The sequence below is a fragment of the Streptomyces sp. NPDC039609 genome, assembly GCF_055596705.1.
The window spans coordinates 15,369-29,117 of record NZ_JBVIUJ010000001.1; the positions used below are offsets into that span (position 1 = coordinate 15,369).

Below are 13,749 nucleotides of genomic sequence, written 5' to 3' on the forward strand. Positions count from 1 at the left end.
GTCGCCTCTCACTCAGGAGACACGGTGATGCGTGGGCAGGTACGACGGCGCTGTGGGCTGCCGGAGAGGGGCCATGAAGCCATGGCCGGGCGCCAACACTCTGCCTCGTTCGCGGAGTTTATACGAGACGTGTTCACACGTTGTTTCCGCTAGCGGTCGCCGATATTGCGAGCAAGACGTCATCCGGCCTTGTTCCAGGGGTGATTCGCAGCATTTGTCGTGAGAGCACTTCGCCTGCCTGCGGCTTCGCCACCGCTGCGGACGGCTAAATATCGACTCCATGCTTTCCGCGATTATGTCGGTGGAATATGTCCATTGCCGAGTGACCGCGGGATGTGCCGGGCGATTGCTCAATCCAGCCTACCTGGCGGCGGGGTGGCTCCGCAGGCGTTATGGATCAGTCGGCTGGGCATCATCGTCCGTGACGCGCGCGGCCGTCGCCGTGGCCGCCCAATCGGGGAGGGACGCTTCGATGGGGGAGAAGGTCGTGGCAGACGGGTTCGGCCTGTCCGATCGGCAGAGATACCGCAGGAAGCTCCAGCAGTGCCTGGCGGGGCTCGCGAGGCTCCTGGCGGAGAAGAGGTTCGACCGTCCGCGGAATCTGATGGGCCTGGAGATCGAACTCAATCTCGCGGGCGTGGACGGGATGCCACGGATGGTGAATGGCGAGGTCCTCGAGCGCATCGCGAGCCCGGATTTCCAGACGGAACTCGGAATGTTCAACCTCGAAGTGAACATCGCTCCGCACCGTCTCGGAGGCCGCGTATTCGACCGGCTCGCGGAGGAGTTGAGGACCGGTCTGGGATACGCCGACCGCAAGGCCCGAGAGGTCGACGCCGGCGTCATCATGATCGGAATTCTGCCGACTCTCTCGCAGAACGATCTCGTCTTCGAGAACCTTTCGGCCGTCGACCGGTACACCCTGCTCAACGACCAGATCGTCGCCGCCCGGGGCGAGGACTTCAGCCTCGACATCCAGGGAGTGGAGCGGCTCACCTGCACGTCCACGTCGATCGTGCCGGAGGCCGCCTGCACCTCCGTGCAGTTGCACCTCCAGGTCACCCCGGCCCGCTTCGCCGCGGTGTGGAACGCGGCCCAGGCCGTGGCGGCGGTCCAGATCGCCGTCGGCGCCAACTCGCCGTTCCTCTTCGGCCGGGAGCTCTGGCGGGAGTCCCGTCCGCCGCTGTTCCAACAGGCCACGGACACCCGGCCACCGGAGCTCCAGGCGCAAGGGGTGCGGCCCCGCACCTGGTTCGGGGAGCGGTGGGTGGATTCGGCGTACGACCTCTTCGAGGAGAACCTGCGGTACTTCCCGCCACTGCTGCCGATATGCGACGAGGAGGACCCGCTCCTCGTCCTCGACCAGGGCGGGGTGCCGCGCCTGCAGGAACTTGTCCTGCACAACGGGACGGTCTACCGCTGGAACCGGCCGGTCTACGGCTGGGTGGACGGGGTCCCGCATCTGCGTGTGGAGAACCGGGTGTTGCCGGCCGGACCGACGGTCACCGACGTCGTCGCCAACGCGGCCTTCTACTACGGGCTGGTCCGGGCGCTGGCCGAGGAGCCCCGGCCGGTGTGGAAGAAGCTGGCGTTCGAGGACGCCGCCGCGAACTTCGACGCCGCCTGTCGCCACGGGATCGAGGCGGAGCTGCGCTGGCCCCGGCCCGGGCGCTCGGGAGGGGTCTCGACGGTGTCCGCAGTACGTCTCGTCCTCGACGAACTGCTCCCGCTGGCGGCGTCGGGGCTCGACGCCTGGCACATCGAGCCGGCCGACCGCGACTTCTATCTGGGCGTGATCGAGGAGCGCTGTCGTGGTCGGGTCAACGGTGCCTCCTGGCAGGCCGAGACCTTCCGGCGGGCACGGGAGTCCGGTCTCGACCGGGAGGCGGCCCTGGCGGCCACGACCCGACGGTACGCCGAGCTGATGCGCGGCGGCGAACCGGTGCACCGGTGGCCGGTGGGCATCGAGTAGAGATCCACCGGGCCCCTGGGGTGGCGCCGTGCCCGGGATCGAGGCGGCCCCCGACCCCGGAACGGCGCCCGGCCCGCGATCGAGCAGAAGTCCCCCGCCCCCCGGAATGGCGCCCGGCGGGGCCCTTCACGCATGATCTCCGTACCCGGAACGCGATGGGGAAGTGGAGACAGGTGTGGTGTCGGAGCAACGAGTGGTCGCCGATTCTCTTCCCCCCGACGGCCTGCCGCGCCGGGTTCTGCGGTCCGAGACCCTGATCGTCCTGGCGCTCTCGCTCGGTGCGAGCGCGGTGTCGTCCTTCATCAGCTTCGTCGGCTCGCTGACCAAGCCCGGTGGGCTCAAGGAACAGGCGGCGACGCTCAACGGCTCGTTCGCCCCCGGGCGGCCCTGGCTCGATCTGACCTGGCAGCTCTTCGGCATCGCCTCCGCGCTGATGCCGGTCCTGCTCGTCGCGCACCTGCTGCTGCGGGAGGGCTCCGGGCTGCGGGCGATCGGCTTCGACCGGACCCGGCCCTGGCCGGACCTCGGACGGGGCGCGCTGGTGGCCGCCGTGATCGGGAGCGCCGGCCTCGCGTTCTACCTGGGGGCTCGGGCGACCGGCTTCAATCTGACCGTGGTGCCGGAGTCGCTGCCGGACGTGTGGTGGAAGTACCCGGTCCTGATCCTTTCGGCGATCCAGAACTCCGTACTGGAAGAAGTCATCGTCGTCGGCTATCTGCTGCGCCGACTCGGGCAGTTGGGGTGGACGCCGATGGCCGCGCTGGTGGCGAGCTCGGTGCTGCGCGGTTCGTACCACCTGTACCAGGGGATCGGCGGCTTCGTCGGCAACGTCGTGATGGGCGTCGTCTTCGTGCTGCTCTACCGCCGTTGGGGGCGTGTGGGCCCGCTGGTGGTGGCGCACGCGCTGCTCGACATCGTGGCCTTCGTCGGCTACGGCTTGCTGGCCGGAAAGGTGGGCTGGCTGCCCACCATGTAGACGGGGAATGACAGAAGGGGCGTACGGCGAGGGCCGTGCGCCCCTTTCTGCGTACCCGGGGCCCGGCGTCCGGGGTGGTGGCTCAGGCGTGCAGTTCGCCGTCGATGACGGTGACCGCATGGCCGGTCAGCAGGGTGCGGTCGCCCCGCAGCCGGGTGTGGACGATGCCCGTGCGGGCGCCGCCCTGGAACCCGGTCAGATCGTCGCGGCCGAAGCGCGCGGACCAGAACGGGGCCAGCGCGGTGTGGGCGCTGCCGGTGACCGGGTCCTCGTCGATGCCGACGCCCGGGAAGAAGCCGCGCGAGACGAAGTCGTAGCCGCGCTCGGGCCGTTCGGCCGCGGCGGTCGCGATGACACCCCGGTCGGAGAGGTGCGCCAGAGCCGCGAAGTCCGGCGTCAGGGACCGGACGGTCGCCTCGTCGCGCAGCTCGACGACGAGGTCCCCGATGTGAGCAGCGGTGTCGTGGACGGAAACGGCCTCCGCGCCCAGCGCCTTCTCCAGGCCGTCCGGGGCCGGCACCGGGGTCAGCGTGGAGGTCGGGAAGTCCAGCGTGATGGTGCCGTCCTGCGCGGCGGTGGCGCTCAGGATGCCGCAGCGGGCGGCGAAACGGACGGTTCCGGTCGCCGTGCCGGTCGTGTGCAGGACGTGGGCGGTGGCGAGGGTGGCGTGGCCGCACATGTCGACCTCGGTGGCGGGGGTGAACCAGCGCAGGGCCCAGTCGGCCTCGCCGCCGGGCGGCAGCGGGTGCGCGAAGGCCGTCTCGGAGAGGTTGACCTCGGCGGCCACCTTCTGGAGCCAGTGGTCGTCGGGGAAGGAGTCGAGGAGGAGGACCCCTGCCGGATTGCCGGAGAAGGGGCGGTCGGTGAACGCGTCGACGATTCGGATCCGCATGGCACGGAACGTACCGGCGCCGTAAAGCCGCAGGCCAAGGCCAATCCGGGACGACTGGACCGATCGAGTGTTGGCAAACGAAGTATTCCGATATATCGTTGACGCATCGCGACAGTTCAACGATATACCCGATGGAAGGAGCGTTGCGATGCGTTCACATGGACACGGACATGGCGATTGCGGACCCGGCCCTCGTGGGCGGGGAGACTCTCGCGGTGACTTCGAGGGGCGGCGTGCCGCCTTCGGGCAGTTCGGGCCGGGATTCGGCGGCGGACCGTGGGGCGGAGGCCCCTTCGGAGGCGGCAGGGGTCGAGGAGGCGGCCGGGGACGGGCGCGGCGCGGAGATGTGCGCGCCTCGATCCTGACGCTGCTGAAGGATCGGCCGATGCACGGTTACGAGATGATCCAGGAGATCGGGGAGCGCAGTGGCGGGGCGTGGAGGCCCAGCCCCGGCTCGGTCTACCCGACCCTGCAGCTCCTCGAGGACGAGGGGTTGATCGCCAGCGAGAGCGAGGGCGGCAAGAAGCTGTTCGCGCTCACCGAAGCCGGCCGTGCCGAGGCCGAGTCGGGGCCCGAGGCCCCCTGGGAGGAGGCCGGGCGCGGTGTCGACTGGGAGGCCATGAACGAGGTCCGGCAGGCCGGCTTCGGTCTGATGGAGGCGTTCGGCCAGGTTTGGAAGACCGGCAGCACCGAGCAGCGGCAGAAGGCCATCACGGTCATCAACGAAGCCCGTAAGAAGCTGTACCTGATCCTGGCCGACGAGCACTGAGTCGACCGGGCAGGGGGAGGGCCGCACGGCACAGCGCCGTGTGGCCCTCCCGTCTGTGCGTCGGTCGGCGGACGGCTTGCTCAGACCACCAGGCCTGCCAGCTTCCGCAGCGACTCGTTCAGTGCCGCGGTGGCCGAGTCCTTCAGCTTGCCCGCCATCAGGGAGACGGCCGCGCCGGTGAACTCGCCGTCGATCCTGACCGTGGTGGCGTCCCCGTCCGCCGCGAGCGAGTAGCGCGTGCCGACGTTGACCCCCATCGGGCCCTTGCCCCGGATGGCCAGCACCCGGGTGGTCTCCAGCTCCTCGACCGTCCAGGTCACCTCGGCGGGGAAGCCCATCAGCTTCATGTTCTCCGCGAAGGTGGCGCCCTGCTCGAGCGTGGCCGGACCGCCGTTCGGGAAGTTGGTGTGGGTGGCGTTCCACTCGCCGTACGAGGTGAAGTCCGTCAGCTGCGCCCAGACCTTCTCGGCCGGCGCATCGATCCGTGCCTCCGCGCTGACTTCGGCCATACGACCACCCCTTCACGGGTTCGCGTGTTCTCGTCGGTCTTCGGTGTCGACGGAACGTAGCCGCGCGGCCCTCAACATTCAATACTGATGAACCGTCAGTTCTTCGACTTCGCCGATCCACCACATCTGTGCGGAGTCGAACCAGTCGGAGGCCCGTGGTCCACCGCCCTCGTCATGGCAGAGGAACGCGGCCCAGAAGAGATCGGCCGGCAGCGCTTCCCGCGGTGCGTACACGCGGTAGACGTACTGCCGCCCGTCGACCGCGAGCAGGGCGACCATCCAGAACATACTCACAGGACGAAACGGGAGCGCGCCGTGGTTGCATTCGGGGCGCAGGGCAAGGCGGCGCGCGCCCCCACGGGGCGAACACCCGAAATCTCCTCCGCAGGGATGAGGGACCGTGCGCCCGTGCCCAACTCACGTGGGATGCGGACATGCTCCTCCGCGGGGATGTTCCGGCCGCCCGGGGCTGATGAGGTGGGAGGGTGCATAGTCCTGTCCCTCGCGTGCCCCGGCAGCCCGTGGCCCGCCGCCCGGAAATCCAGCTCAGTCGCCTGACCGCCGAACTCGCGACGGTCGTGGCGAGCGCGCGCCGCAGAGCCCTGCGCGACGGGGACCGGCAGATCGACACCGCCCATCTGCTCCACTCCCTCGTCGAATCCGATCCCGAGGTCGGCGCCGCCTTCGCGGGCGGGCCGCAGCTCGCCCGCGTCCTCGGCTATCTCGTCCAGCGCTCCATCGGCTACGGCCTGCGGTGGCAGGGTTCCGTGGAGGACTCCGGCACGCTGGGTGCCGTACGCGACGCCGATCCGGCGGCGGCCGGCTGGTCGCCCGCCGCGGCCGCCGCGATGGACCGCGCCGGAGAGCGGGCCGCGCTGCGCGGCGAGCCGCGCGCGCGTGGCCTCGATCTCCTGGCCGTGATCGCCGAGGATCCCGACAGCCGGGCGGTCGAGGTGCTCGGCCGGGCGGGGGTCGATCCGCTCGTTCTCGCCGACCGGATCGGGGAGCTGTCTCAACAGGTGTAACGGGGGTTACGCACCTGACTCGGTCCTGTCATGATGGCCCGATGCACGCGTCTCAGGGGAGAAGCGCCGGCCTGGGACTCGCCCTGGCCTCGGCCTTCGCATTCGGTGGTTCAGGTGTGGCGGCGAAGCCGCTGATCGAGGCAGGCCTCGATCCGCTCCACGTGGTGTGGCTCCGGGTGGCCGGCGCCGCCCTCGTCATGCTGCCGGTCGCCTGGCGCCACCGCGACCTGCTCCGTCGCAGGCCCGTGCTCCTCGTCGGCTTCGGACTCCTCGCCGTCGCGGGCGTCCAGGCCTTCTACTTCGCCTCGATCTCCCGGATCCCCGTCGGGGTCGCGCTGCTCATCGAGTACCTCGCCCCCGCCCTCGTCCTCGGCTGGGTCCGTTTCGTCCAGCGCCGACCGGTCACCCGCGCCGCCGCGCTCGGCGTCGTCCTCGCCGTCGGCGGTCTGGCATGCGTGGTGCAGGTCTGGTCGGGGCTCAGCTTCGACCTGCTCGGGCTGCTGCTCGCACTCGGTGCCGCCTGCTGCCAGGTCGGCTACTTCGTCCTCTCCGACCACGGCGGCGACGAGTCCGACCCCGTCGACCCGCTGGGTGTGATCGCGTACGGACTTCTCATCGGCGCACTCGTGCTCACCGTCGTCGCCCGGCCGTGGGGGATGGACTGGTCCCTGCTCGCCGGCGACGCCGACATGAACGGCACGGGAGTGGCCGCCTGGCTGCTCCTCGGGTGGATCGTGCTGATCGCCACCGTCCTCGCCTACGTCACCGGGATCGTATCGGTGCGCAGGCTCTCGCCTCAGGTGGCCGGTGTCGTCGCCTGCCTGGAGGCCGTGATCGCGACCGTACTGGCCTGGGTGCTGCTCGGTGAGCACTTGGCGGCGCCCCAGATCATCGGCGGCGCGGTCGTGCTCGTCGGCGCGTTCATCGCCCAGTCGTCGACACCGAAGCCGGCCTCGGCGGAGCCGGTGGCCGGGTCGGAGGCCGAGGCCGAGCCCGGCACCGGGTCCGGGGCGAGCGACCTCGAAGCCGAGTTGTCCGCCGGCCGAACCGCCTCGTAAGGTGACGATCATGCATTCGACCGTGCTTCCGCCCCCTGCCGCTTAGGCGCGGGCAGCACTCTCTCTGACGAAGACCGGGCTCGGGCAGTCCCCGAGCGGTTCGTCGCTGCCCGCGTGCGGATTCGAGCGACCACACCACCCCGTCTTCACACGGAGAAGCACGTGTCGAACTCCTCCTCCACGTCCGCGGCAGCCATGCCTGCCATCGGGCGGAGCCTCCTCTATCTGATCGTCGCCGGCGTCGCCTGGGGCACCGCCGGGGCCGCGGCCTCGCTGATGTTCAGGGTCAGTGACATGGGCCCGCTGGCGCTGTCCTTCTGGCGCTGCGTCGGCGGCCTGGTCCTGCTGCTCGGGGCGCTGGCCCTGCGGCCCGGACGACCCGCCGCCGAGGCGGCGGAACCGCGCAGGCGACGGCTGATCCGCATCCTCGGTACGGGGATCGGGCTGACCGTCTTCCAGAGCGCCTACTTCGCCGCCGTGGAAACGACCGGGCTGGCCGTCGGAACGGTCGTCACGCTCGGCGCGGGGCCCGTGCTCATCGCGCTCGGCGCCAGGCTCACCATGGGCGAACGGCTCGGTGGCGGTGGCGCGGCCGCCGTCGGCGGGGCGCTCGCCGGACTGGCCGTCCTCGTTCTGGGCGGCGAGAGCGGCGAGGTCAGGCCGCTCGGCGTGGGCCTCGCGGTGCTCTCGGCCGCCGGATACGCGGCGATCACCCTGCTCACGCGGTGGCTCGGCCGTGACGGCGGCGGCTCCGACGCGCTGTCGACGACCACCTGGGCCTTCGCCGTCGGAGCGGTGGGACTGCTGCCGATGGCGGCCGTCGAGGGTCTGTTCCCGCACACCGAACAGCCCGTGCAGGTGCTCGGACTGCTGGTGTACGTGGCTGCGGTACCGACCGCGCTCGCCTACGCGCTCTATTTCGCCGGGGCGGCGGTGGTCCGTGCGGCGACCGTGTCCGTGATCATGCTGCTCGAGCCGGTGAGCGCGGCGGCGATCGCGGTGACGGTACTGGGGGAGGAGCTGACCGCCGCCACCGTGGTGGGCACGTTGTTGCTGCTCACGGCGGTGACCGGACTCGCCTTCGCGGAGGCGCGGGACGCCGCGGTGCGGCGGGCGGAGGCTGCGGCGGTGTAGCCGGTGGGGGCGGGCAGGGCCCGTCAGGGGCCGCCCGGGGCCCGCCCCACCCCCTACGCGCGGCGGCGCACCTGGTGAGCCGCCGCCTCGGCGTCACCTCGCCCCGCCCTCGCCGTCAGGCCCTCGACGATGCGGTCCTGGACCGGCTCCGGCTTGTGGTTCGCGTACTTGAACTTCGCCCGGACCTCCGTCACGTCGAGGCGCAGCACCCGCAGCCCCGACAGGAGCCGCCCGAAGGGCGGCTCGGCCGCCGTGACCGGGGCAGTACCGCCGTCGGGCTGGAAGTGGGAGACCTGGCGGTTCAGCAACTCCGCCTTCTCCGCCGGATCGTCGACCACATGCGCCGTGCAGCGCAGCTGGACCGCGGCGTAGAAGGACGTGGGGGTGCCGTGCTCGGCCGGGGCGCCCTCCGGGGCGGCCCACGGGCCGGGCACGAAGGCGTAGTCGTCGACCACGCTGAGCAGGACCGTCGGATTCTGCTCCAAGGCCCGCCAGAGGGGGTTGGGGCGGGCGAGGTGGGCCAGGACCTGCCCGTGGGGGCCGGGCTCGGAGTCGTACAGGAAGTGCATCGGCTGCACCCACGGCGGTTCGCCGGGCAGTCCGTTCACGGCGAGCTGGCCGAAGTCGTGGCGAGCCAGCCAGTCCCGCCACTCCCGGTCCTCATGGGGGGCGTCCCAGGGATGGATCAGCATGGCGCGGCCCTCAGAGGACGGAGAGGTAGTCGGGCAGGGCGATGGCCGGGTCGTGGTCGTCGGCCGGGATCGGCGTGCCGTAGGTCTTCCGTACGGGGATCACACCGCTCCAGTGCGGGAGGGTCGCGTCCTCCGGCTCGTCGTTCGGGCCGCCGGTGCGGACCTTGGCGGAGACCTCGTCGAGGTCGAGGCGCAGGACGGCGGTGGCCGCGAGCTCCTTGGCGTTGGCGGGGCGGGAGTCGTAGGAGCGGCCCGGCACGACATGGTCGACCAGGGCGTCGAGGGCGGTGCGCAGCTCCTCGGGATCGGTGACCTGGCGGGCGGTGCCGTGGACCACGACCGAGCGATAGTTGATCGAGTGGTGGAAGGCGGACCGGGCCAGGACGAGACCGTCGACATGGGTCACCGTCAGGCAGACGGGCAGGCCGGGTGCCTCTTCTCCGCCGGGAGCCTTGGCGCCGCCGGCGCCCGCCATGCGGAGCGGGCGTGAACCGGTGGAGCCGTGGACGTAGAGGCGATCGCCGATCCGGCCGTAGAGCGTCGGCAGCACGACGGGGGCGCCGTCGCGGACGAAGCCGAGGTGGCAGACGTAGGCCTCGTCGAGTATCGAGTGCACCGTCGCACGGTCGTACGAAGCGCGGTGGCGGGAACGGGTGGGGATGGTCCGCTCGGTCGGCTCGTAGGAATCCGTCATGGCGCTCTCCATTGCACTAGTGCATAATGTCTTTTGTGCTAGGAGAGTATCGGATCGAGGGTCGACGCGCATCGGAGATCGCTGCCAGCGTCGAACGCGGGGTGGCGGACGGGGTGCTGGAGCCTGGCCAACTGCTGCCGCCCATGAGGGAGTTGGCGGTCACGCTCGGCGTGAACCCGAACACGGTCGCGGCCGCGTACCGGACCCTGCGGGAACGGGGGGTCATCGAGACGGACGGGCGACGCGGCAGTCGGGTGAGGCCCAGGCCCGCGACGACGGCCCGTGGGTCGATCCGGGTGGAGGCCCCCGCAGGCGTACGGGACGTGGGCAAGGGCAATCCGGACCCGGCCCTGCTGCCGTCGCTGGGCGAGGCGCTCGCCGAGGCGGCTCGGCGTGAGGCCGAGCGGCCCGGGATGTACGCCGAGGGCCCTGTCGACGAAGGGTTCTCCCGGCTCGCGCGGGCCGCGCTGGACGCCGACGGGGTCCCCGACGGGCCGGTCGCGGTCGCCTCCGGGTCGCTCGACGCCATAGAACGGGTGCTGGCCGTCCACCTCAGGGCGGGGGACGCGGTCGCCGTCGAGGACCCGGGGTGGGGGAGCCTGCTCGACCTCGTGCCGGCCCTCGGGCTGCGGGCCGTGCCGGTCGCGGTCGACGACGAGGGGCCGCTGCCGGCGGCGGTGGAGGGTGCGCTGCGGGAGGGCGTTCGGGCGGTGATCGTCACCGACCGGGCGCAGAACCCGACCGGTGCGGCCATCGGCGCGGCCCGTGCCGCCGCCTTGCGCCGGATCCTCGCCGACCATCCGGACGTGCTGCTCGTCGAGGACGACCACGGTCACGGGATCGTCGACCTGCCGCTGCATCCGCTGGCGGGGGTGACTCGCCACTGGGCCTTCGTGCGCTCGGTGGCCAAGGCGTACGGGCCGGATCTGCGGATCGCCGCCTTCACCGGCGACGCGGAGACCGTCGACCGGGTCCTCGGGCGCCAGCGACTCGGCCCCGGCTGGGTCAGCAGGCTGCTCCAGCGCACCGTCGCGCACCTGTGGGCGACGGGGGCGGTGGACCCGGTGGCGGTCGCAAGCTCCTACGCGGAGCGGCGGGACGGGCTCGTGCGCGCGTTGCGGCGGCGGGGCGTCGAGGCGCACGGGCGGAGCGGGATGAACGTATGGGTACCGGTCTCGGACGAGACGGGCGCCGTGACCCGACTGCTCGGCGCGGGCTGGGCGGTGGCCCCGGGGGCCCGCTTCCGTCTGGCCACGGGCCCGGCCGTCCGGCTGACCGTCTCCGGCCTGACCCCCGCCGACGTCGAGGCCCTGGCCGACGCGGTCGCGGGGGCGGCGGGGCCGGCGCCGGCGCGGAGTTACGGCTGACGGGGGCGGGGGCGGGGGCGGGGGCGGGGGTCGAGCTCTGTCGGTTCGGGCCGCGCTCGGTGCCTTCCGAATGGCGGCGCCCTACGAGTGCCGGGTCGCCGTCGCTGTCGGCGCGGGAGCGGGCGCGGGCGTGGGTGCGGTGGGCTCGGGTGCGGTGGGCTCGGGTGGGGTGGCGGAGGCGTGGATGGGGCTGGGGGCGAGGGTGCGGGGGCGCGTCTGAGTCAGGGCCGCGCCTGCCAGGACGATGACGGCGCCCACCGGGGTGTTCCAGCTGAGCTGCTCGTTCAGCAGGGCCACGCCCGCCGCCGTGGCGATGACCGGGATGAAGTACGTGACCATGGCCGCCGTCGTCGGGCCGACCTCCGCGACCACGCCGTACTGCAGCAGCATCGCGTACCCCGTGCCCAGCGCTCCCAGGGCGATCACCGCGAGCAGGGGAACGATCTCGATCGACGACGGGAGTGACGTGAACAGGGGTGTCACCACCGCCAGTTGCAGCGTCGCCAGGCCCACCTGGGACCCGGCGAGGGAGAGGTTCGACGCGCCCGTGCCGGTCAGTGTGCGGCGGACGTAGATCCAGCCCACCGCGTAGCTGAACGAGGCGAGCAGCGCGAGCATCGTGCCCGTGACGTCCAGACCGGAGAAGCCCTGCCAGGCGCCGAGCACCGTCAGTACACCGATGAAGCCGATGCCCAGACCCGCCGCACGCACCCGCGTCGGGCGGTCCTCGGAGAGCGCCACGAGCGACAGGAGCATGCCCCACAGCGGTGTCGTGGCGTTGCAGATGCCCGCCAGCGTCGAGGGGATCGTCAGCTCCGCGTACGAGAACAGCGAGAACGGCAGGGCGTTCAGCAGGAACGCGGCCACCGTCAGGTGCAGCCACGTCCGGCGACCGCGCGGCAGCCGCTCGCGCTTCAGCAGCATGGCGACGGCCAGCACCGCCGTACCGAACAGGAGACGGCCGAAGGTCACCTGGAACGGTGCGAAGCCCTCCGTGCCGACCTTGATGAAGAGGAAGCTGAAGCCCCAGATCAGGGCCAGTACACCGAAGCGAATCCGCCAATCGACCATCATGGGATCCAGAGTGAGGGCTGCCATCTCGTAGAACAAGCGAGATTAATTGAATCCGTTCCCTTAGCATTGCTTACATGTTGAACCTGGAGCGCTTGCGGACCCTGGACGCCGTCGCACGGCACGGCTCCGTCAGCGGAGCCGCCGACGGGCTGCACGTCACCACCTCGGCCGTCTCGCAGCAGCTGTCCAAGCTGGAGCGGGAGATCGGCCAGCAGTTGCTCGCCAAGAACGGCCGGGGCGTGCGGCTCACCGACGCCGGGCTGCTCCTCGCCGAGCACGCTGCGCGCATCCTCTCCCAGGTCGAGGTCGCGCAGGCCGACATCGAGGCGCAGCGCGGACAGGTCGTGGGCGAGGTCCGGATCGCTGCCTTCCCCACGGCCGCGCGGGGACTGCTGCCCGCCGCCCTCGTCGCGCTGCGCAGCGCCCATCCCGAGCTGCGGGTGAGGACCGCAGAGCTGGAGCCGGAGCAGAGCATCCGCGAGGTGCTGCGGGGCGATGCCGACCTCGCGATCGTCCTCGACTGGAGCAACAAGCGGGCACCCGTGCCCGGCGGGCTGGAGCGGGCTCCCCTCCTCGACGACGCGGCGGATGTCGCCATGCCGGCCCACCACCCGCTCGCCGCGCGCGACGAGGTGGACCTCGTGGACTTCGGTGACGAGGAGTGGGTCTCCTGGCCGGAGGGCGAGTTCTGCCACGACTGGCTGCTGTTCACCCTGCGCTCGCAGGGCATGGAGCCGCGCATCGCCCACTTCGCGGCGGAGCACCACACCCAGCTCGCGCTGGTCGCCGCGGGATTCGGGGTGTGCGTCACGCCGCGGCTCGGGCGGGGCCCCACCCCGGAGGGGATCGCGTTCGTCCCCGTACGGCAGAAGATGCGCCGGCACATCTACGCGACCTGGCGCAGTGACGCCGACCGGCGGCCCTCGATCCGGGCGGCGGTCGAGGCGCTCCGGAGCGCGGGGGAGCCCCTGAGCAGCTGACGACACCGAGGGCAGCGGGGAGCCGGTCGGGCGGGCGCGGCCGAGCGGTCCGGTGTCCGGAGGCGGGCGCGGGTCCGAGCGGCATGGTGCCACGGGCTTGAGCGCGCCGCCCCCTCCACCCGTCAAGCCCTCAGAGCGTCGCCAGTTTGCGGAAGTCCCACGACGCGACCGCGTCCGGCGTCAGCTTCAGCCATGCGTGCCGACCGTCGTGCGGCATCGTGGCCAGGCCGAAGTTCTTCGCGGCGAAGAGCTGTTCGGGGACGTCGAGTTCGGGGCACGGTTCGCCGGTGCGCGGGGCTTCGCCGACGAAGACCACCGTGCCCGACAGCTCGGCGCCCCGCAGCTCCCCGTACTCCTCGCCGTCGTCCACCACCACCGCGATCCGGGGGTCGGCGCGCAGCTCCGCCCAGCGGCGGCTCCGGGTGATCGAGTAGAGCCAGAGCGAGGTCCCGTCCCAGACGAACCAGAGCGCGCCGACATGCGGGCGGCCGTCGGCCGAGACGGTCGCCACGCGGCAGGTGCGCTTCTCGGTCAGGAAGGTGTCCAGCTCGGCCGGGGCCATCATGATCCGGCGTCCTCGGCGCTGCGTGACGGTCATCGCCCGCCC

At 71.7% G+C, this 13,749-nt stretch carries 15 protein-coding genes; 8 read left to right on the top strand and 7 right to left on the bottom strand.

The genetic code is table 11. From position 1 onward, the window contains the following. The first annotated feature begins 472 nt into the window (after positions 1-472). Positions 473-1,972, top strand: coding sequence for a glutamate-cysteine ligase family protein (locus ACZ561_RS00080; protein ID WP_470987561.1), 1,500 nt, complete (start codon positions 473-475; stop codon positions 1,970-1,972). A gap of 178 nt (positions 1,973-2,150) precedes the next feature. Next, positions 2,151-2,948, top strand: coding sequence for a CPBP family intramembrane glutamic endopeptidase (locus ACZ561_RS00085; protein WP_470987564.1), 798 nt, complete (start codon positions 2,151-2,153; stop codon positions 2,946-2,948). A gap of 82 nt (positions 2,949-3,030) precedes the next feature. Here the strand turns inward: ACZ561_RS00085 and ACZ561_RS00090 are convergent, their stop codons facing one another. Next, positions 3,031-3,840: a PhzF family phenazine biosynthesis protein gene (locus tag ACZ561_RS00090; protein WP_470987567.1), complete on the bottom strand. Its 810-nt coding sequence runs from the start codon at positions 3,838-3,840 to the stop codon at positions 3,031-3,033. Positions 3,841-3,988: 148 nt separating this feature from the next. On the opposite strand from ACZ561_RS00090, the gene ACZ561_RS00095 reads away from it, so the two are divergent. Continuing rightward, positions 3,989-4,609: a PadR family transcriptional regulator gene (locus ACZ561_RS00095; RefSeq protein ID WP_470987570.1), complete on the top strand. Its 621-nt coding sequence runs from the start codon at positions 3,989-3,991 to the stop codon at positions 4,607-4,609. Positions 4,610-4,689: 80 nt separating this feature from the next. Here ACZ561_RS00095 and ACZ561_RS00100 read toward each other — a convergent pair whose 3' ends face one another. Together ACZ561_RS00100 and ACZ561_RS00105 are read right to left on the bottom strand one after the other, a co-directional pair. Further along, the gene (locus tag ACZ561_RS00100) at positions 4,690-5,118 is read right to left on the bottom strand and encodes a type II toxin-antitoxin system Rv0910 family toxin (RefSeq protein WP_470987574.1); all 429 of its coding nucleotides are present in this window, start codon (positions 5,116-5,118) and stop codon (positions 4,690-4,692) included. Between the two features lie 78 nt (positions 5,119-5,196). Further along, the gene (locus ACZ561_RS00105; protein WP_470989977.1) at positions 5,197-5,406 is read right to left on the bottom strand and encodes a hypothetical protein; all 210 of its coding nucleotides are present in this window, start codon (positions 5,404-5,406) and stop codon (positions 5,197-5,199) included. 197 nt (positions 5,407-5,603) lie between these two features. Between ACZ561_RS00105 and ACZ561_RS00110 the strand changes: the two genes are divergently transcribed. The 3 genes from ACZ561_RS00110 (at position 5,604) to ACZ561_RS00120 (ending at position 8,335) form a co-directional block, all read left to right on the top strand. Beyond that, entirely contained in the window at positions 5,604-6,143 is a 540-nt protein-coding gene (locus tag ACZ561_RS00110; RefSeq protein ID WP_470987576.1) for a peptidase, read from the top strand. 41 nt (positions 6,144-6,184) lie between these two features. After that, positions 6,185-7,201: an EamA family transporter gene (locus ACZ561_RS00115; protein ID WP_470987579.1), complete on the top strand. Its 1,017-nt coding sequence runs from the start codon at positions 6,185-6,187 to the stop codon at positions 7,199-7,201. Positions 7,202-7,396: 195 nt separating this feature from the next. Continuing rightward, positions 7,397-8,335 (top strand): DMT family transporter, encoded by a 939-nt coding sequence (locus tag ACZ561_RS00120; RefSeq protein ID WP_470989979.1) that lies wholly within the window; start codon positions 7,397-7,399, stop codon positions 8,333-8,335. 53 nt (positions 8,336-8,388) lie between these two features. On the opposite strand, the gene ACZ561_RS00125 is transcribed toward ACZ561_RS00120, so the two are convergent. Both ACZ561_RS00125 and ACZ561_RS00130 read right to left on the bottom strand, forming a co-directional pair. Beyond that, a complete protein-coding gene (locus tag ACZ561_RS00125) occupies positions 8,389-9,027 on the bottom strand; it encodes an FMN-binding negative transcriptional regulator (RefSeq protein ID WP_470987581.1) in 639 nt (212 codons plus the stop codon). A gap of 10 nt (positions 9,028-9,037) precedes the next feature. Further along, the gene (locus tag ACZ561_RS00130) at positions 9,038-9,721 is read right to left on the bottom strand and encodes a pyridoxamine 5'-phosphate oxidase family protein (RefSeq protein ID WP_470987584.1); all 684 of its coding nucleotides are present in this window, start codon (positions 9,719-9,721) and stop codon (positions 9,038-9,040) included. A gap of 35 nt (positions 9,722-9,756) precedes the next feature. On the opposite strand from ACZ561_RS00130, the gene ACZ561_RS00135 reads away from it, so the two are divergent. Continuing rightward, entirely contained in the window at positions 9,757-11,088 is a 1,332-nt protein-coding gene (locus ACZ561_RS00135; RefSeq protein ID WP_470987586.1) for an aminotransferase class I/II-fold pyridoxal phosphate-dependent enzyme, read from the top strand. An 81-nt stretch (positions 11,089-11,169) separates the two neighbouring features. Here ACZ561_RS00135 and ACZ561_RS00140 read toward each other — a convergent pair whose 3' ends face one another. Continuing rightward, positions 11,170-12,162: a DMT family transporter gene (locus tag ACZ561_RS00140; RefSeq protein WP_470987588.1), complete on the bottom strand. Its 993-nt coding sequence runs from the start codon at positions 12,160-12,162 to the stop codon at positions 11,170-11,172. Between the two features lie 74 nt (positions 12,163-12,236). On the opposite strand from ACZ561_RS00140, the gene ACZ561_RS00145 reads away from it, so the two are divergent. Next, entirely contained in the window at positions 12,237-13,142 is a 906-nt protein-coding gene (locus ACZ561_RS00145; protein WP_470987591.1) for a LysR family transcriptional regulator, read from the top strand. A 130-nt stretch (positions 13,143-13,272) separates the two neighbouring features. Here ACZ561_RS00145 and ACZ561_RS00150 read toward each other — a convergent pair whose 3' ends face one another. Beyond that, on the bottom strand, positions 13,273-13,740 hold the full coding sequence (locus ACZ561_RS00150; protein ID WP_470987593.1) for a pyridoxamine 5'-phosphate oxidase family protein: 468 nt from the start codon (positions 13,738-13,740) through the stop codon (positions 13,273-13,275). Positions 13,741-13,749: the final 9 nt, after the last annotated feature.